The sequence below is a fragment of the Sungkyunkwania multivorans genome (genome assembly GCF_042675645.1).
Lineage (GTDB): Bacteria > Bacteroidota > Bacteroidia > Flavobacteriales > Flavobacteriaceae > Sungkyunkwania > Sungkyunkwania multivorans.
The window spans coordinates 25,488-42,303 of sequence record NZ_JBHTJH010000002.1 but is presented as its reverse complement, the minus strand read 5'-3'; the positions used below and the strand labels follow the sequence as shown (position 1 = coordinate 42,303).

16 protein-coding genes are annotated in these 16,816 nt (G+C 41.9%); 2 read left to right on the top strand and 14 right to left on the bottom strand.

Going from position 1 to position 16,816, the window contains the following annotated elements; all coding sequences use genetic code 11:
- Window positions 1-145: 145 nt before the first annotated feature.
- Entirely contained in the window at window positions 146-1,624 is a 1,479-nt protein-coding gene (locus ACFQ1M_RS01510; RefSeq protein ID WP_386402813.1) for a hypothetical protein, read from the bottom strand.
- Window positions 1,625-1,814: 190 nt separating this feature from the next.
- Here ACFQ1M_RS01510 and ade point away from each other — a divergent pair, with 190 nt between their 5' ends.
- Window positions 1,815-3,434: an adenine deaminase gene (gene ade / locus ACFQ1M_RS01505; RefSeq protein WP_386402810.1), complete on the top strand. Its 1,620-nt coding sequence runs from the start codon at window positions 1,815-1,817 to the stop codon at window positions 3,432-3,434.
- A 52-nt stretch (window positions 3,435-3,486) separates the two neighbouring features.
- On the opposite strand, the gene ACFQ1M_RS01500 is transcribed toward ade, so the two are convergent.
- From ACFQ1M_RS01500 to xerD, 7 genes are all read right to left on the bottom strand, one after another.
- Window positions 3,487-4,503, bottom strand: a complete 1,017-nt coding sequence (locus ACFQ1M_RS01500) for a T9SS type A sorting domain-containing protein (protein WP_386402807.1) — start codon at window positions 4,501-4,503, stop codon at window positions 3,487-3,489.
- Between the two features lie 138 nt (window positions 4,504-4,641).
- On the bottom strand, window positions 4,642-5,214 hold the full coding sequence (locus ACFQ1M_RS01495) for a phage tail protein (protein ID WP_386402804.1): 573 nt from the start codon (window positions 5,212-5,214) through the stop codon (window positions 4,642-4,644).
- Between the two features lie 19 nt (window positions 5,215-5,233).
- Window positions 5,234-5,806 carry a phage tail protein gene (locus tag ACFQ1M_RS01490; protein ID WP_386402801.1) on the bottom strand — a complete coding sequence of 191 codons (573 nt, stop codon included), beginning with the start codon at window positions 5,804-5,806 and terminating at the stop codon, window positions 5,234-5,236.
- A 162-nt stretch (window positions 5,807-5,968) separates the two neighbouring features.
- A complete protein-coding gene (locus ACFQ1M_RS01485) occupies window positions 5,969-7,441 on the bottom strand; it encodes a PAS domain-containing sensor histidine kinase (protein WP_386402799.1) in 1,473 nt (490 codons plus the stop codon).
- Between the two features lie 131 nt (window positions 7,442-7,572).
- Complete coding sequence (locus tag ACFQ1M_RS01480) at window positions 7,573-8,805, bottom strand: DUF418 domain-containing protein (protein ID WP_386402796.1); 1,233 nt, start codon at window positions 8,803-8,805, stop codon at window positions 7,573-7,575.
- A 2-nt stretch (window positions 8,806-8,807) separates the two neighbouring features.
- Entirely contained in the window at window positions 8,808-10,520 is a 1,713-nt protein-coding gene (locus ACFQ1M_RS01475) for a glycoside hydrolase family 13 protein (protein WP_386402793.1), read from the bottom strand.
- A gap of 36 nt (window positions 10,521-10,556) precedes the next feature.
- Complete coding sequence (xerD, locus tag ACFQ1M_RS01470) at window positions 10,557-11,453, bottom strand: site-specific tyrosine recombinase XerD (protein ID WP_386402790.1); 897 nt, start codon at window positions 11,451-11,453, stop codon at window positions 10,557-10,559.
- 225 nt (window positions 11,454-11,678) lie between these two features.
- Between xerD and ACFQ1M_RS01465 the strand changes: the two genes are divergently transcribed.
- The gene (locus tag ACFQ1M_RS01465) at window positions 11,679-11,876 is read left to right on the top strand and encodes a hypothetical protein (RefSeq protein WP_386402787.1); all 198 of its coding nucleotides are present in this window, start codon (window positions 11,679-11,681) and stop codon (window positions 11,874-11,876) included.
- Window positions 11,877-11,928: 52 nt separating this feature from the next.
- Here ACFQ1M_RS01465 and ACFQ1M_RS01460 read toward each other — a convergent pair whose 3' ends face one another.
- The 6 genes from ACFQ1M_RS01460 to ACFQ1M_RS01435 form a co-directional block, all read right to left on the bottom strand.
- On the bottom strand, window positions 11,929-12,870 hold the full coding sequence (locus ACFQ1M_RS01460; protein ID WP_386402784.1) for a LysR family transcriptional regulator: 942 nt from the start codon (window positions 12,868-12,870) through the stop codon (window positions 11,929-11,931).
- Between the two features lie 157 nt (window positions 12,871-13,027).
- The gene (locus ACFQ1M_RS01455; protein ID WP_386402781.1) at window positions 13,028-13,495 is read right to left on the bottom strand and encodes a DUF2141 domain-containing protein; all 468 of its coding nucleotides are present in this window, start codon (window positions 13,493-13,495) and stop codon (window positions 13,028-13,030) included.
- A gap of 300 nt (window positions 13,496-13,795) precedes the next feature.
- Window positions 13,796-15,136, bottom strand: a complete 1,341-nt coding sequence (locus tag ACFQ1M_RS01450; protein ID WP_386402778.1) for a DUF58 domain-containing protein — start codon at window positions 15,134-15,136, stop codon at window positions 13,796-13,798.
- Window positions 15,137-15,553 carry a hypothetical protein gene (locus ACFQ1M_RS01445; protein WP_386402775.1) on the bottom strand — a complete coding sequence of 139 codons (417 nt, stop codon included), beginning with the start codon at window positions 15,551-15,553 and terminating at the stop codon, window positions 15,137-15,139.
- 1 nt (window position 15,554) lies between these two features.
- Window positions 15,555-15,755, bottom strand: coding sequence for a hypothetical protein (locus tag ACFQ1M_RS01440; RefSeq protein ID WP_386402772.1), 201 nt, complete (start codon window positions 15,753-15,755; stop codon window positions 15,555-15,557).
- 22 nt (window positions 15,756-15,777) lie between these two features.
- Complete coding sequence (locus tag ACFQ1M_RS01435) at window positions 15,778-16,764, bottom strand: AAA family ATPase (RefSeq protein WP_386403047.1); 987 nt, start codon at window positions 16,762-16,764, stop codon at window positions 15,778-15,780.
- Between the last annotated feature and the right edge of the window lie 52 nt (window positions 16,765-16,816).

Sequence of the window (16,816 nt, the reverse complement as noted above, 5' to 3'; positions counted from 1 at the left end):
AGTACAATATCGGGTCATTGCGATTCACTTAGGGCGGAGAAGCAATCTGTCTATCTTTTAGTTGAAATTTGGCAGATTCCTTCCCCGTGAGGCATCGGGGTCGGAATGACTACTTTTTAGAACCCTTTTCTCATCTCTAAATGTCCTATGGTTTGATCATCGTCACATATCTTACCGCAGAATTATGGCCTACCCAACCATAACCATTGGTGGTTCTTGCCCAGGCGCGTACTCTAAAAGCATAGGCACAGGTCACTGGTGGCACCCAGACTCCCGAGCTCGGTGCAAGGATGTTGTTCTGGCCTTGCCATGAATCCGTTGGCGATGGTGTATAGCTCTTACTATCGATTACAGCCGTGTGTCCTTCGCCCCATTGTGCGGTCAAATTGTAGGCACGCAGATTCCCCTCAATATCAAAGGCATCATATATGACTTTTACTCCATCTGTATTGTTAGTAAGATTAACAATACCGCAAGCGCCAACATTGCTCACTCCATGCTTTATGGCATCGATCTTCACCGATGGGACATTATTGTCGATATATAGCGTCAAAGTTTGGGCAGTCGTTGGGATCTTTACATTTGCGGTGTTGTAGAATTCTATTTTGAATTGATGAAAGCCAGTATCCAAGGCTGTAGAATCGAACTGAAGCAATAGATCATCGATTGAGTAATCGACGCTAGGATTTAGCATCCAATAATAATTGTTGCTGTCTGGCGAATAGTTCAATGGAACATATTTGTTTTGACTGGCAATCCATCGATAATTTCTCCAAGAACTTTCGAACTCGGTAAACGTTCCACTTTTTCCTTTTTGATGTAACATTTTGTACTTTCTCGCCCCTGAACCATATAAATTCTGCATCGTAGTTCTATTGCCTATAATATTTAGAAGACCTCCAAATGCAGCATCGGTAACATGCACATAATAGCCGGCCGCTGTGGTCGCCTTCCCCGTGTTACTATTGATCTGTGTGGTGGGTATCAAACCAACACTTCCCATTACCGGTCCTGATAAGGAAGGCGCAATAGAAGGTTTTCTAGAGAAATAGATCCTATGCAAATGGGTGAAGTTTGTATAAAAATTATTGGGCGTATCCCAATTCTTGTTAGGGGCAGAAGAATGGACACGTAGCCCAAAATTCACATACGACATCCACCAAAATGGTAACAGACTTACATTGAGATCCGTAAGTTTGAATTTGAATTTCCATATTCTATGCGGAGTTGTGGAATTTGGCGAAGCCTCGAATGCTTGTTTGCATTCGGATAAAGACGCTTCGTTAATGAGACCTGTCCAAGACCCAGGTCCCAGATAGTATTGCCTTCCCATCTTGTTTGGATTCCCTGGATACAGGCCGTAGTTCACATCAAAGTTAGGAGAGATCGCCTTATTTCTGTTTCGGTCAAAGGTGAACCAGAAATAATCGCCAGTACCCGGATTGTTCGTCGTATCATCTACCATGTCCAATGCCGCATACATGAACTGTGCGTCGTTCTTTACCCAAAGAAATCCTCCAGGAATGGTCATTTGTACATCAGCAGCTCCCGACCAAGACTCGTGTGATAAGGAATTTGAAAGATCGATAGGCGTGGCCGCCCATTTAGAATTAATTGTTGCCATTTGTTATGATTATTGGTTTCTGGCAAAAGTATTTCGAAGGGAAGCAGCTTGTAACAGGCGAAACACGCAACGGCTTGGGGAATATCCCCTTTAGGGTATGTTTCAAACGAAGTGCTCTCTTTTTCTTATGGGAATGCTTTTGCAGCCACTATAAATTTCGGCTATCTTCGCTATAAACATGAAATTTTAAATGAAGATACAGGGCCAAATAGTTGATATAAAAAATCAACGAATATTTAAAGGAGAGCTTCATATCGAAAACAGTAACATCAAATCGGTAATGGCAGTTGAACATGATGTTGACTCATATATTTTACCTGGTTTTATAGATGCCCATATTCATATCGAAAGTTCTATGTTGGTACCTTCAGAATTTGCTAAACTCGCTGTAATTCATGGAACGGTTGCCACGGTCTCGGATCCGCACGAGATTGCCAATGTAATGGGAGTGAGAGGAGTAGAGTTTATGATAGAAAATGGCAAAAAGGTTCCCTTGAAGTTCAATTTTGGTGCGCCATCCTGTGTCCCGGCGACAAATTTTGAAACGGCTGGGGCAACGATTGATGCTGTTGGAATAAAGGACTTGCTTTCCAATCCAGATATCAAATACCTGGCAGAAATGATGAACTATCCGGGTGTACTATTTGAGGACGAGGAAGTAATGAAAAAGATCGCTTGGGCAAAACATTACAACAAACCAATTGACGGTCATGCGCCAGGACTCAGAGGCGAGGACATCTCAAAATATATCGCTGCGGGGATTTCTACCGATCACGAGTGCTTTAGCTATGACGAGGCCTTAGAAAAGCTCCAAAAGGGAATGAAGGTGATCATTAGAGAGGGGAGTGCTGCCAAGAATTTTGAGGCGCTTATCGACTTGCTCCCTGAATATTACGAGCATATGATGTTCTGTAGTGATGACAAACATCCGGATGACCTACTTTTGGGGCATATCGATCAGTTATGTGCCAGAGCCGTTGCAAAGGGTGTTGATATTTTTAAAGTGCTCCAAGCGGCATGTTTAAATCCTATCGAACATTATCACTTGGATGTCGGAATGCTCCGAGAAGGCGATGCGGCCGATTTCATCCTTGTTGACGACTTGAGGGATTTTAAGGTGTTAAAGACCTATATCGATGGGCGATTGGTTGCCGAAAATGGACAGTCTTTCGTGCCGTCAGTATCCTTCGATGTCTTGAATAACTTTAATTGTGAAAAGAAAAGTGTTGGCGACTTCAAATTTGAAAGTGCCACAGACAACATTCGTGTCATCGAGGCCTTGGATGGCGAATTGGTGACCAATGAGATCATTGCAGACAGTTTGATCAGAAAGGGCAATCTTGTTTCAAACGTTACCGACGATATTCTAAAGATGACGGTGGTGAATCGCTATGAAGATCAAGCGCCATCAATCGCTTTTATAAAAAACTTTGGTTTAAAGTCGGGCGCAATAGCTTCCTCGGTAGCACACGATTCGCATAATATCATTGCGGTGGGTGTCTCAGACGAAATGATATGCAAGGCAGTAAACCTATTGATTAAAAACAAAGGTGGTATCTGTGTTGTCTCTGGAGATATCGAAAAAGTGGTGTCGCTCCCAGTGGCCGGCATCATGAGTGATAAGGATGGCATCACGGTGGGAAAGGCCTATGCGGAATTGGACTTGTTAGCCAAAGAACTTGGCAGTAGTTTGCGCGCACCGTTTATGACCTTATCTTTTATGGCGCTTTTGGTGATACCCTCATTAAAGCTTTCAGACAAGGGACTCTTCGATGGAAGCTCTTTTGCGTTTACGTCTGTTGAGGTATAAAAAAAGCACACAAGGAAGGTGCTTTCTATAATAGGTTATGTGATGAAGTATCTTATTCGATCACAAATTTTTCTGAGAAGCTTGCGTTTTCAGCATTAACTCTCAACACATAGATTCCGGTTGTCAATCCTGAAAGATCCAAACGTTCTTCCACATCGGCATTACGTAGATCATAGGATTTGATGACGCGTCCGCTGATATCTACAATTTGAGCATTGGTCAGAAGCTTATTTTCGTCATTCTTGATAAAGATCTCTCCATTTGTTGGGTTAGGATAAGTTTTAATGCTATTTCTCAGGGCCACATCTTCAATACTCAAAACAGCACCCGATAAACTGGCGGGTATTGCAGCGACGGCTGCATCATAGGTGGCATCAAGACCAGGAGGGTTTGGATTGCTGCCATAGTAGTTTGCAGGGTCGGTAAGCGCAATTTTTGCATCCATAGTACTGGCAAATGTATAAGTCCCTGTGTAAACGGCATTGTCAAATTCATCGGATACTCCCGGACCCGAACCTACGGCCAATGCTGTTCTCGGCAAACCTGTATCAGAAAGGCCAGCTGGTAAATTCGTCTGAGTGGTACTTAATGAATCGTCACCCGTGAATCCGGTAGAACCTAAGTTCAATGCAAAGATAAAAGTAGGATTGGAAGCCGGATTGATATTGTCACCATCTGCATCTTGGAAAGCGATCACTTGATCCCCTGCTGTCGAAATTGCAAAACCGCCTGTGATGAGACTATCACCTACTAAAGGTGAAAAATCAGCAGCACCAGACACAAATTGGACGATGCTGTTAGCAGGCAAGCCACCTGCCGGAGCGGTGTATACAGTAGCTCCTTCAGTTGATCCGGCAGGATCGAACGTACCACCGGGCACGATTCCTGCATCGGCAAAATATATAATGGTTCCAGGAGCCAGGTCAACAAAAGTTACAAATGCAAAATCGTCTGGCGTATCTGCTTGCCCCCAAAAAATGGCGATATCGCCCGGGCTCAAAACAGTTTGACCATAGCTTATAGTCGTTCCAAATACAAGACAAAAAATGAAGGGTAAAAGTTTTTTCATGTTTAATATATTAGTTAAAAATGATTCTAAGTGTTAGGATGCATTACATCGCTATAATTCCAAAGTTAAGAAGTAAAAACGATATAACACCCAAAGAAAACTATATTTCCTTGGGTGTTTGATTTCATTTGATTGTTACTAGCTTCTAGCAGGGTATATCCCTTCCAAGGCGATGATATAATTCAATGCTAAGAAAGGTGGTAAATTATCAATAGGCTCATTTCCACCGGTGGCTGCGGTGTTGCCTGCAACATTGGTGGTCGCTGTCACTCCGGCCAATTGTTGATTAGTTGCACTGGAATTATAAAAGGTTCCGCTTGCCGCAATTCCTAGAACTTTTCCAGCAGGTTCATTCGAATCTCCATCATCTTCATTCGCGCCTATCACTACGTTTGTTGTACTTGTCAATTCGGCTCCAGCATGCATATGACTAGGCAGTTGAAGCACATTAAGTACGTTTCTCTCAGCACCACCTCTGCTTCCTAAAGCTCTGCTAGCAAGCCCTGGACCATGTCCAGCATGGATTGCTGCGCGGCTTTGAAGATTGGGTAAGGCAAAGTTGGTTCGTCCGTCACCGCCATAAGTCGTTCCTAATAGAGAAAACAAAGCTGTGTTTTGGGTAATGGGCATCAATTGTCCATTGCAAAAAGCCCAACCTCTAGGTGCAAAATTTCCAGCGAACAATTGAATTTGTGCTATAAAAGGTTCCATAAGATCATTTTTTTAATTGTTAGCTTCTTGAAGGAAATATACCTTGTAAAGCAATGATGTAATTCACTGTCTCAAAAGGAGGCATATTGTTGATGGATTGATTTGCGCCAGTCGGGGCAGTTGAACCTCCAATGGTCGTTGTGGCGGTCACTCCACCTAAAGCGCTGTCAGCTGGACTCGAATTGTAAGGAGTTCCGCTCGCGGCAATGCCAAGAACTCTTCCCGCTGGCTCATCAGAATCTCCATCATCTTCATTGACGCCCACAACTACTCCAGTATTAGCCACAAGCCCCATACCGTTGTGCGTGTGAGATGGTAGTTGATTAGTGTTTAGAATGTTGTATTCCGAACCGCCTCTGCTTCCTAATTTTCTATTGGAAAGGCCTGGGCCAGTACCTGCGTGTATGGGCGTTCTGCCCCTTAGATCGGGTAACGCAAAAGTGGTTCTTCCGTCGCCTCCATAGGTAGTTCCAAGAATTGAGAATAGTGCAGAGTACTGCGAAATTGGTAATAATTGTCCGTCGCAGAGTGCCCAGCCCCTTGGGGCGAAGTTACCTCCGAACATGATGATTTCTCCTAAAAACGGGTCCATAGTCTTGAATATTTAATTGATTAATTAATAATATCCTCAAAGCTAGTGTGACCAGTCGTTGGTTTTTAAAGCAGAAATACGGAAAGTTGAAAACAGGTGAAAGTACCTATAAACAAAATTTAGAGTAACAAGAGCTATGGTCTTGAATTTGAGAAGAGACTTCTAAAAATGAATGGTGAAGGTCGTGCCTCGATTTGGAGTACTTTCTAATTCTATGTTGCCACCCATTGCCTCAACCTGATTTTTTGTTATAAATAAGCCGATCCCAACAGCATTCTCATTGCCGTGAAAGGTCTGGTACATTCCGAATAATCGGTCGCCATATTTTTCCAGATCGATACCTATGCCATTATCACGAATTTGAAGGCTTACCTTCTCTTGGTCTAGCGAGGTCCTAATGTTTATGACAGGCTTTCGAGAAGTGTCGGAATACTTTAATGCATTCGAAAGCAAATTGAGCAATATGCTGTCCAAATAGGCTGGAAGGTAGTTTACAAATGCTTCGTCATCGACTTCATCAACGATGGTAGCCTGCCTGTGGGCTATTTCTCCGCTTAAGGTATTCAACGCTCCTTTTACAAATGTCTTTAGCTGGAGCGATTCCTTTTGTCCACGAGCATTGGTCTGTATGGAAACGATCTCTGTTAAATGCTCAATGGTCTCGGTCAAAGAATCCGAGGTCGTTTTTAAATAAGAGGTGATCTCTTCTTTTTCTGAATGTGAATCTGTTTCCTCAAGAAGATCTAGTAACATTTTAAAATTCCCTGCATGATTTTTTAGATTGTGTGACACAATATGTGCGAAGTTCAACAATCGTCCGTTTTGTTGGCCTACGATATCTAGTGTGTTTTCCAAGGCCAGCTCTTTTTCTTTTTTCCAAGTGATATCGGCATGGGTTCCAATTACGCGCATAGGATTCCCTTGTTTATCCCTGGCGATCACTTTTCCCCGATCCAATATCCATTTATAGGCGCCGTCATCGCACAACACGCGATGCTCATTTACATAGAAATCGGTTTCTCCTGCAAAATGCCGCTGAATATCTTCAAAGTATGAGGCCCGGTCCTCTGGATGCACTCTTTCATCCCATTCCTCAGCTTTATTCAAAAGTGAAGCATTCTCTAGACCAAGGATCTTTATCGACTGCTCAGAATAGAAAACATGGTTGGTCTTAAGATTCCAATCCCAAACGCCCTCTTCTGATCCTTGAAGCGCAAATTCGAGCCGTTGTTTATTTTCTAGAAGCGCCGACTCGGTATGTTTGCGCTCGGTGATATCATTGATGTAGCCATACCAGATGACACTGCCATCTGTTTGCTTTTCTGGCTTTCCATTGCCCTTTAGCCAGCGTAATCCTTTTTCAGGAAGTATCGCTCTAAAGTCTAACTCCCAGGATTGTAGTTTGGATAAGGATGTGGAGATCGCAGCGTAAACGAGTGATTTGTCTTTTCGGTAGACTCTTTCAAAAATAAGGTCTGGAGATGCTGTCAACTCAGTTGGAGTAGCCTCATAGACATTCTGAGAGCCTTCGCTTACAAATATGAATTTTTTTAAGTTGGTTTCTTCTGAATATTGAAATTGATAAAAGAAACCATCCACTTGTTGGGAGAGCTTTTGTAAAATTTCTTGAGGCATAGCGGGGGACTCTTGATGCAAAAGCATTTATAGATCGTTTAGTATGTGGGCAAATTAGATGAAAAAAATAATTTTTGATGTTTTTCAACTTTGAGATAAAATGAATCCGATGAACTGTTGCATTTATCGGATTATAGGTCTTTTTTAAGCGGAAACACTTTTAAATAGGTAAGACTTCGCCATAGCCATTCCAACGGTCCGTATTTAAAATTATCCAACCACCACTTGCTTATAACCAGCTGTAAAATGATGATCGCCAAGCCGATTGAAAAGGTATAAATATTTCGTAACTCTCCAATGAGACCAAGTCCCCAACCATAGAGTATAAAGGTTCCGAGCACGGTCTGCCCTACATAATTGGTCAAGGCCATCCTGCCATAGGGCGAAAATTTTAACAAGAACCGTTCGCCCTTAAGTTTCATGTAGATCAAGAGAAACGCTATGATTAGGATAAAGGTCATAAAGATATTGGATAGATCATAAAAGCTGAGCGCTGCCATTACCGTCCAATTGTCAAAGGTAGGAGGGACCTGTCCTTTATTGGTTGCCACTGCGAAAAGCGCGATCATTCCTATGGAGGCCATTACAAAGAGGACAATGGACCAGATGAGTCCTTTTTTCAGTTGTTTTTTGTGGTTTTTGAATTTCTGAAAGAATGCGCTCTTGCCAGCAAGTAATCCCAGCAGGAAGAAACCAAAGGTAAGATAGCCTCTAGCAAAGATTCCCAATTGGAAATCGAGTTTCATCAAGTGGCCTTCAGTTGCATTGCTTTGAGCGACTTCTACAAAGGAACCATTCTTTAAAATGTCATAGTAATCCGTTACTTGCTTGCTGTTGGGATCCATGTCAAAGTCTATTAATAGATTTTCTCCTTGGAATACGAAGAAAACCAGATATCTGAAAGCTCCTAAAAAGATGATCGCAACAATGGTAATGATCCATTTTTTGTTCACTCGATAGAATGGGATCAAGAGGATTCCCAACATTGCATAGATGGTGAGTATGTCACCTCGGTAAAACAAATGATGTACATAGCCGATGCCGAGCAATAATAGGAGACGCCACAAAAATCTTCCTCCAAAATAGCTCCCTTTTTTTGCACCTCGATCCATTTGTATAAAGAAACTTAGCCCAAACAAAAAGGAGAAGAGGGCAAAGAACTTGCCTCTGATAAATAGCCCCATGATACCACTGACGATACTATCCAATACCCCCTGATCAGTAGCAGCGCTCAATGCTGCGGGTGGTGGCCCTCCCACATAGTTCTCTACCATGTGCACAAGAACGATCCCGGCAAGGGCAAATCCTCTAAGGGCATCAATGACTTGTATGCGATCGGTTTGGTTGGTTGGTTGGTCGGTCATTTTTATAGTAGTTGGTAAACAATGGCCTGATAAGGCTTTAACATAAACTCTTTGTAGGTCTTATCATCTGCTATAAGGTCATTGCTGATTATTTTCTTGGCGTAATTATAATTGATCTCTTTTGGTAGCGAAAAGTGCTCGGTACTAGTTGAGAAGCTCAATAAGATCAGAAACCGCTCTTTGTCCAGACTTCGAGTATAGGCGTAAATATTTTCATTGGAAACATTGAGCAGTTGATAGGTTCCGTATATTAGGGTGAGATTGGATTTACGCACCTTTATCATTTTTCTAAAATAGTTGAGCACCGAATGTTCTTCAATCTCCTGCACCGCAACCGAAATCCTGTCTTTGTAATTGTTGTTTATGCTGATCCAAGACGTTCCTGTGGTAAATCCTGCATTTACCGAAGTATCCCATTGCATTGGCGTTCGCGCATTATCTCTACTGGCGTCTTTTTGATCGTCCAAAAATGCTTGGAGGTCTCCATTTGCTGCTTTGATCTGTTTGTATTTGTTGATCGTATTGATATCTCGGTATTCTTCAATAGTATCGAAGCGAATGTTTGTCATGCCTATCTCATCGCCATAATAGAAATACGGTGTGCCACGCATGGTCAACAAAAAGGTATGTAACATCGTTGCAGCATTTTTCCAGTGTGCATCGCTATCATTTCCCCAGCGACTCACCGATCTGGGAAAATCATGGTTGGAAAGGTAGATGCTTCCCCAACCTTTCTTGGAAAATGCAGCATCCCAATCTGAAAATATCTTTTTGAATGCAGATAGTTCCCAGCCATCAGGATTCATTTTAAAAACTTCTCCCGGAAATCGATCTAAGGCCATGAGATCGAAATGAAAGAACATATTGAGTTCCTTTCGGTCATCGTCTACAAAGTCCAAGGCTTGGTCGATGGTCACGCCAGGCGCCTCTCCAACAGTCATCACATCAAAATCACTCAGTACTTCCCTGTTCATTTCGTTCAAATATTCATGCAATCTCGGACCATTGGCGTACACGGAGATAAAATCGTCCGGGACGGAATCTTCTGGTAAACCTGGGAATGAGGGATCCTTCGAAAGGAAGCTGATCACATCCATACGGAAGCCATCCACACCTTTTTCAAACCAAAAACGCATCATGTCATAGACCTCTTGTCGTAATTTGGGATTTTCCCAATTGAGGTCGGGTTGCTTTTCTGAGAAATAATGCAAATAGTAGGCGTTAGTATTTTTTTCGTAGTTCCAAGCGTCATGCTCAACATCGAAATAGCTCCATCTTTTAGGAGGAGTTCCCTTCTCTGCTGGCCACCAATGATAATAATGGTGATATGGGTTTTCTCTAGATTTTCGGGCTTCTTTGAACCAATGGTGTTCGTCGCTACTGTGATTCACAACCAGATCCATAACCAGCTTTAGACCACGATCATGCATGCCCTTTAGCATCACATTAAAATCCTCCATGGTGCCAAACTCGTCCATGATGGACCGATAATCACTGATATCATAGCCGTTGTCATCGTTTGGAGATGCGTATACAGGGTTGAGCCAAATGATATCTACTCCAAGACTGGCGATATAATCCAAGCGTTGAATGATTCCTCTAAGGTCTCCTATGCCGTTACCCGAAGTGTCCTGAAAACTTCTGGGGTATATTTGGTACACAATTCCTTCTTTCCACCACTTACGATCGGTAATTTCTTGAGAAGTTGACGACATATAAAAAATTTAAACCCTTGAAGATACTAAAAAAACTTACTTTCTAGGGTGGTATGTATTTATGACCTTGGCCAGGTCGTTACGATCCAGATGCATATATACCTCGGTCGTGGTAATACTTTCATGGCCTAACATCTGTTGAATGGCCCTAAGATCGGCACCGCCTTGTAGAAGATGTGTAGCAAACGAATGTCTAAAGGTATGCGGACTAATTTTTTTCTTTACACCCGCTTTTATTGCGTGTTGTTTCACTATCGTGAATATCATTGCTCTAGTGAGTTGCTTTCCTCGACGATTTAGAAAAAGTGTGTCCTCAAATTCCTTTGGAATCGACAGATGTACACGTATTTCTCGTCTATATCGGTCGATCAATCGTTGTGTTGCCGGAGCTATGGGGACAAAACGCTGTTTATCACCTTTTCCTGTCACTTTGATAAATCCCTCTTCGAAAAATAGATCAGAGATCTGCATTCCGATCAATTCACTAACACGAAGACCGCAACTATAAAGGGTCTCTAACATTGCACGATTTCGTTCACCCTCGGGTTTGCTTAGATCTATGGAAGCGATGAGCTTATCAATTTCGCTAATGGACAGCGTATCGGGCAGCTTTCTTCCGATTTTGGGCGTCTCTATGAGCGCCATGGGATTTGTGGGTCTATAGTCTTCAAATTGAAGATAATTGAAGAAGCTTCTCAACCCCGATATGACTCTCGCTTGTGAGCGGGCATTCACTTCTTTTGCTATCTCATAAACAAAGCGTTTAAGGCTTTCCTCGTCAATATCCAAAGGAGAGATCTTCATCGTATTTTGATCAAGAAACTTAACCAGTTTCTTTACATCCAGCAGATAGTTCTCTATAGAATTATCAGAAAGTCCACGCTCTATTTTGAGGTAGTTTTCAAAGTCTTTTTGAGCCTGCTGCCAATTCATAGGATAAAGATAGGATGATTTTTTCTTGTGATCAATTTTTGGTTAGAAATTGAGAAGGCAATCGATTGCGAGTTGATTAACAGCAAGTTATATTTCTGATTTCTTTTAGGTATTATGTTGTTTAACTATCACTGTCTATAACTTTAACGTTTTCGAAACAATAATAATTCAACTCTTTTCGTTAATTTGTGAATGACAAATCAACCTAATAAACGTTCATTATCAATGGCAAGAGCTATGTTCGAGTACACTAAAATAGTGCTCAAGAAAGTTAGTTTTGACCCTTCTTTGTTCTGTAAAGAATTAGAAAAAGCCATACAGCGACTGCTGCCGTATGAGTTGGAAGAGTTAAAGGTTTGGATACAACAGTTTATCCAAGGTAAGCCAGAATTAAATCAATGTTTAATCTATTTAAACCCATAGAAAAAGTCACCGAAAGGTGACTTTTTTATTTTCTCATAATTTGAATCGATCGTCATTTTTTCTGGAGCGGGCTAATGATATCTACATCTGTAAAGGCAATAGCACCTCTAATTACACCAGCGATGGTTTCTCTCAATGCTTCGATGATCTGCATCTTCAATTCGCTTTTATGATAGATCAGGCTTACTTCGCGTGCAGGGCTTGGCTCGGTGAAATGGTGGAGATTTTGTCTGACATCTTCTTGGAGATTTTGGGTGTGGAGATAAGGCAGCAATGTCATTCCAAGCCCCTCGTCGGCTAGCTGTATCAATGTCTCAAAACTACCACTTTGCAACTGAAAATGTTCATTGCGGTCGGCCTGTTTCATCTTGCAAAGGTTAATGACACCATCTCGAAAGCAATGGCCATCTTGCAGTAGCAGTACGTCGTTAAGGTCCAAGTCGTCTGCAGTGATCATCTTTTCTTTGGACAGGCGATGATTCTGCGGGATATATGCCACAAATGGCTCGTAATAGAGTGGACGTTCCTTGATCTGATCGTTCTTTAATGGGGTTGCGGCGATCGCTGCATCCAAATGGCCTTCGGTGAGCTTTTCGATAATGGTTTCGGTGTTCATCTCTTCGATCTTAAGCTGTACTTTAGGATACTTCTTAATGAAGTTCTTCAAGAACATCGGTAGAAGGGTGGGCATAATTGTAGGGATCATTCCTAATCTGAATTCTCCTCCGATAAAACCTTTTTGTTGATCCACGATATCCTGCATACGTTCAGATTCGCTAACAACGCTTCGAGCTTGTTCTACTATTTTTTTACCTACTTCGGTCAACCTTATCGGTTTTTTGCTTCTATCAAAAATTTGAATGTCTAGTTCGTCCTCTAGCTTCTGTATTTGCATGCTTAGGGTTGGTTGTGTGACGAACGATTTTTCTGCAGCCAATGTAAAGTTCTGATGCTCAGCTACCGCGAGCACATATTTTAATTGTGTTATGGTCATATTTAATTTTTAAATTTGAGCCGCAAAGATACAAAACCCATCAGTAAAAACTATGAAAATAATTATTATAATTAGGTTTAATTATAATAATTATTGTCTTGACCAAAAAAAGAACCTTTATCATAAGGCTCTTGTCATAGATATATTCCCTTTTTCTTCAGAAACGAATATCGAAATGTAAATTCTCTTCTTTCGCTTCAAACTTCGCATCCACAAACTGAGGAGGCCCAAAGCTCATCTCATTGCCACTTAGACCATAATGTTCTTGAGGCATTCCATTTACATCAAAGTCCATTCGGTTATTGTCGTTCATATCATGTAATGCCATGATCGCATAGGTGCCAGGTAATACATTAGTAAAGGTGGCTGTGGTCTTCCCGTTCTCGATGGTCACTTTAGCATTTTTTACGCCAGGCCCTTTCATAAATGTTTCTGCCGTGTGCAGGCCCAGAAGGACATGTCCGTCGTCGTTCTTACAGTTATCTATATTTACCGTAATGGTGATGCTTCCTGCTTTTGTGGCTTCCTGTGCCATGACGTTCCATGTACATAGCATGGTAATTGCAATTGCGAAAAATGCGATTACGAGGTGTTTTTTTGTGTTGATGATCTTTTGTGAGTCCATACGTTTTGTCTTAATGAAATGAATCAGATATTTTTTGATGACTCAAAGATTTGATAAAACGAAAGGCTTTCCCAATGCAGATGACCGAATTGTAAAATTTTGAGGATGAAATGTGTCAGTAGATGATACATACTCATTGGAGGTATAAGGCTGCCTGAAAGGCCTCACCCTAGATCAACAATTTGAAATGTCTTTGTAAATGGTTGTTGAAGACCGAAAGTATAATGACACCTGTCAGGTTTTCGAAACCTGACAGCTCTGTTGAATAGATAATCGTTACTCCTGGTTTTAATTTTAAGGTTATAAGGCTCCTCTCGCTTTGATCTCCAAGTATTTGTTGATCGTGTCAACTGTCAACTTTTCAGGGGTAGTGAGGATAGCTTGGATACCACATTTGCGAAGTTCGTTAACGATAAGCCGCTTCTCGAATTCGAATTTCTCTGCGATCACCTTATCATATACCTGCTGTATAGTAGTTGCTTTATTGTTTAAGAGTTCGTCAAGTTCAGTATTCTTAAAGAAAATGACCACCAACAGATGACTTTTGGCGATTGCTTTCAGATAGGGTAGTTGCCTGTTGAGTGCATCCAATGTTTCAAAATTAGAATAGAGCAGGATAAGGCTTCGATGGGTAATATTGCGTTTAATTTCGGCGTATAGTCGGCTATAGTCCGATTCTAAGAAATCCGTTTGCACATTGTAAAGCGCATGCAGGATCTTCCCCATCTGACCGCTTCGACGCTCTGCGGCCACATAGTTCTCTACTTTTTTAGAGAACGAGAACAATCCAGCACGATCCTGTTTTCTCAATACGACGCTACTGATAATTAGGGTGGCGTTGATGGCATAGTCGAGCAAGCTAAGACCATTGAAGGGCATTTGCATAATGCGACCCTTGTCGATGACCGAATAGATGGGTTGCGACTTCTCGTCCTGATATTGGTTGACCATCAGTTCATTTTTCTTCGCGGTCGCTTTCCAATTGATCGTACGTAGGTCGTCTCCCTGCACATATTCCTTGATCTGCTCGAACTCCATGGTGTGGCCTATTCTCCTGGTCTTTTTAACACCATAATCTTGCAGATGATGCCCAATGGTCATCAATTCATACTTACGCAACTGTAAGAAGGAAGGATAGGTTGGGACCATCTGATCTGCTTCGATGGTAAATCGGCGAGCGATGAAGCCAAGCTGCGTCTGTGCATAGATATTTAATTTTCCAAAACGATATTCTCCACGTTCTGTGGGTCTTAGCGTATAGGAAATAGTCGTCTCACTTTGTGGTTTCAGACTTTTCTTTCGTTTGAAATCACGGATTTGAAATTGATAAGGCAATTCATCAATGACCTCGGCCCTTATCAGAAAAGGATAGTTATTCTTTAGAGAGATCTTTAGGCCGTTGTCATCTCCATTCGAAAAACGTTCGGGGGCGAAACGCGCTCCTTCAACGCCATATTTCCCTCTTACAAAATAAAGCAGCAAGGCATCTATTAGCAATAGAAAGAAAAGCCCTGCAAAAATTAACTTTGTGGTCCTAAAGAGAGGAGGAGCAAAGAAACTGAGCACAAATAGCACCACCACGGCCATGCCGGCGTAGAAGAATCGAGGTTGTATGTAAAAGGATTTGATGAGCTTCAGCATTTATTCCTCTTTATCCAAAATAATAGACAATAACCAAGCAATACCTAGGGCAAAAAAGACCCATCCGTAGATAGATTCTTCATTCAGTCTTATGACAGCTCTTATAAAACCTAAAAGCGACATTACGATTGGCAAGATAATTCTTTTTCCCTTTGATGCTCTAACCTTTCCTGGGGCCAACTTCTCAATTGCTTTGGTGTCTTCTTCATAAGATTCACAAAAAGTAGTGAATGCGGGTTTCTCTAAACTAAGTCCACAAAGTAGCCCTTTATTAAAATCCACTTTTTTATTTAGACAAACTTTACACAACGAAAGTCGTTCCTCCAAGGTATTGAAATTCCTTTGCCGAAGCCCGAGGTCTAACTCAGCCTGATCTGAATTTTTAAAATCGAATATCTCTTCTAAGGATTTTTCCATATTAACTTTTTTGTCGATCGTAAATGGCCTTTAGAAAGATGAATAAACTGATCAAAAAGAAAAGATGAGACAGATTTGAATAGATCCCCATTATCTCATTGAATCCCAGATGCAGCAGGCGTTGTATTAACCAATAGGTGCTACTGATCATCTGTAGAACTATGGCAATTAGCACTAATCGTGTTGCTGATATTAATTTCATTTGAATATATTTTGTAAAAGACTTATCTCGGGATCTCCAACGATTTAATGATATCTTCTATGATCTGTTTGCTGGTAATGCCTTCCATCTCGCGTTCAGGAGTAACGATGATGCGGTGATTCATTACTGGAACAGCCGCTTTTTTAATATCCTCAGGGGTTACAAAATCTCTTCCTTCCATAGCGGCAAAGGCCTTACTGGCATTCAAAATTGCGATGGAAGCTCTGGGCGAGGCGCCGAGATAAAGGAATTGATTGGTGCGGGTAGCCACGATCAGCTGGGCGATATACTTAAGCAAATTGGGTTCTATCAATACTTTGGTCACCAATTGTTGGAACTTTACGATCTGAGCAGCTGTTAGGAAAGGGGTGATGCTATCGGTCTTCTTCTTATCTTCTAGCGCATGCTCTCGAGTGATGATCTCGATCTCGTCCTCTAGGTTCGGGTAATCAACATCGATCTTAAATAAGAAACGGTCCAATTGTGCCTCTGGAAGGCGATAGGTGCCTTCTTGCTCGATCGGATTTTGTGTCGCCAATACCATAAATGGTGGTTCCATGGGATAGCGATTGCCGTCTATTGTGATCTGACGTTCTTCCATCACTTCGAAAAGTGCAGCCTGGGTTTTTGCAGGAGCGCGATTGATCTCATCGATCAGCACCATATTGGAGAAAATCGGCCCTTTTTTAAATTCGAACTCCGACTTTTTCATATCAAATACAGAAGTCCCCAAAATATCACTCGGCATTAGGTCTGGTGTAAATTGGATCCGACTAAAATCGACACTCATCGCTTTCGATAACAATCTGGCAGAGACGGTCTTTGCGACACCAGGCACACCTTCTATCAGCGAGTGTCCCTTTGCGAGCAAAGAGGCGATGAGGTAATCCACCATACGATGTTGGCCAACGATCACTTTGCCTATTTCTGACTTGATCTTCAGCACACTTTCTTGAAGCTCTCCGAGATCCAATCTGCTTTCAAATCGTAGGTCGTTATTTTCCGCCACCTCGTTGGTTGCTGTGTTGGCCGCTTCGGCCTCTTTGCCAGCTGCATCTTGC

What these genes read in the sequence shown, in the direction of transcription:
- ACFQ1M_RS01445 (WP_386402775.1), bottom strand. Translation starts at nt 15,553, where the DNA reads ATGGAAAAATCCTTAGAAGAGATATTCGATTTTAAAAATTCAGATCAG.
- ACFQ1M_RS01485 (WP_386402799.1), bottom strand. Translation starts at nt 7,441, where the DNA reads ATGCCTCAAGAAATTTTACAAAAGCTCTCCCAACAAGTGGATGGTTTC.
- ade (WP_386402810.1), top strand. Translation starts at nt 1,815, where the DNA reads ATGAAGATACAGGGCCAAATAGTTGATATAAAAAATCAACGAATATTT.
- ACFQ1M_RS01465 (WP_386402787.1), top strand. Translation starts at nt 11,679, where the DNA reads ATGGCAAGAGCTATGTTCGAGTACACTAAAATAGTGCTCAAGAAAGTT.
- ACFQ1M_RS01455 (WP_386402781.1), bottom strand. Translation starts at nt 13,495, where the DNA reads ATGGACTCACAAAAGATCATCAACACAAAAAAACACCTCGTAATCGCA.
- ACFQ1M_RS01510 (WP_386402813.1), bottom strand. Translation starts at nt 1,624, where the DNA reads ATGGCAACAATTAATTCTAAATGGGCGGCCACGCCTATCGATCTTTCA.
- ACFQ1M_RS01495 (WP_386402804.1), bottom strand. Translation starts at nt 5,214, where the DNA reads ATGGAACCTTTTATAGCACAAATTCAATTGTTCGCTGGAAATTTTGCA.
- ACFQ1M_RS01440 (WP_386402772.1), bottom strand. Translation starts at nt 15,755, where the DNA reads ATGAAATTAATATCAGCAACACGATTAGTGCTAATTGCCATAGTTCTA.
- ACFQ1M_RS01475 (WP_386402793.1), bottom strand. Translation starts at nt 10,520, where the DNA reads ATGTCGTCAACTTCTCAAGAAATTACCGATCGTAAGTGGTGGAAAGAA.
- ACFQ1M_RS01450 (WP_386402778.1), bottom strand. Translation starts at nt 15,136, where the DNA reads ATGCTGAAGCTCATCAAATCCTTTTACATACAACCTCGATTCTTCTAC.
- ACFQ1M_RS01490 (WP_386402801.1), bottom strand. Translation starts at nt 5,806, where the DNA reads ATGGACCCGTTTTTAGGAGAAATCATCATGTTCGGAGGTAACTTCGCC.
- ACFQ1M_RS01480 (WP_386402796.1), bottom strand. Translation starts at nt 8,805, where the DNA reads ATGACCGACCAACCAACCAACCAAACCGATCGCATACAAGTCATTGAT.
- ACFQ1M_RS01500 (WP_386402807.1), bottom strand. Translation starts at nt 4,503, where the DNA reads ATGAAAAAACTTTTACCCTTCATTTTTTGTCTTGTATTTGGAACGACT.
- ACFQ1M_RS01460 (WP_386402784.1), bottom strand. Translation starts at nt 12,870, where the DNA reads ATGACCATAACACAATTAAAATATGTGCTCGCGGTAGCTGAGCATCAG.
- xerD (WP_386402790.1), bottom strand. Translation starts at nt 11,453, where the DNA reads ATGAATTGGCAGCAGGCTCAAAAAGACTTTGAAAACTACCTCAAAATA.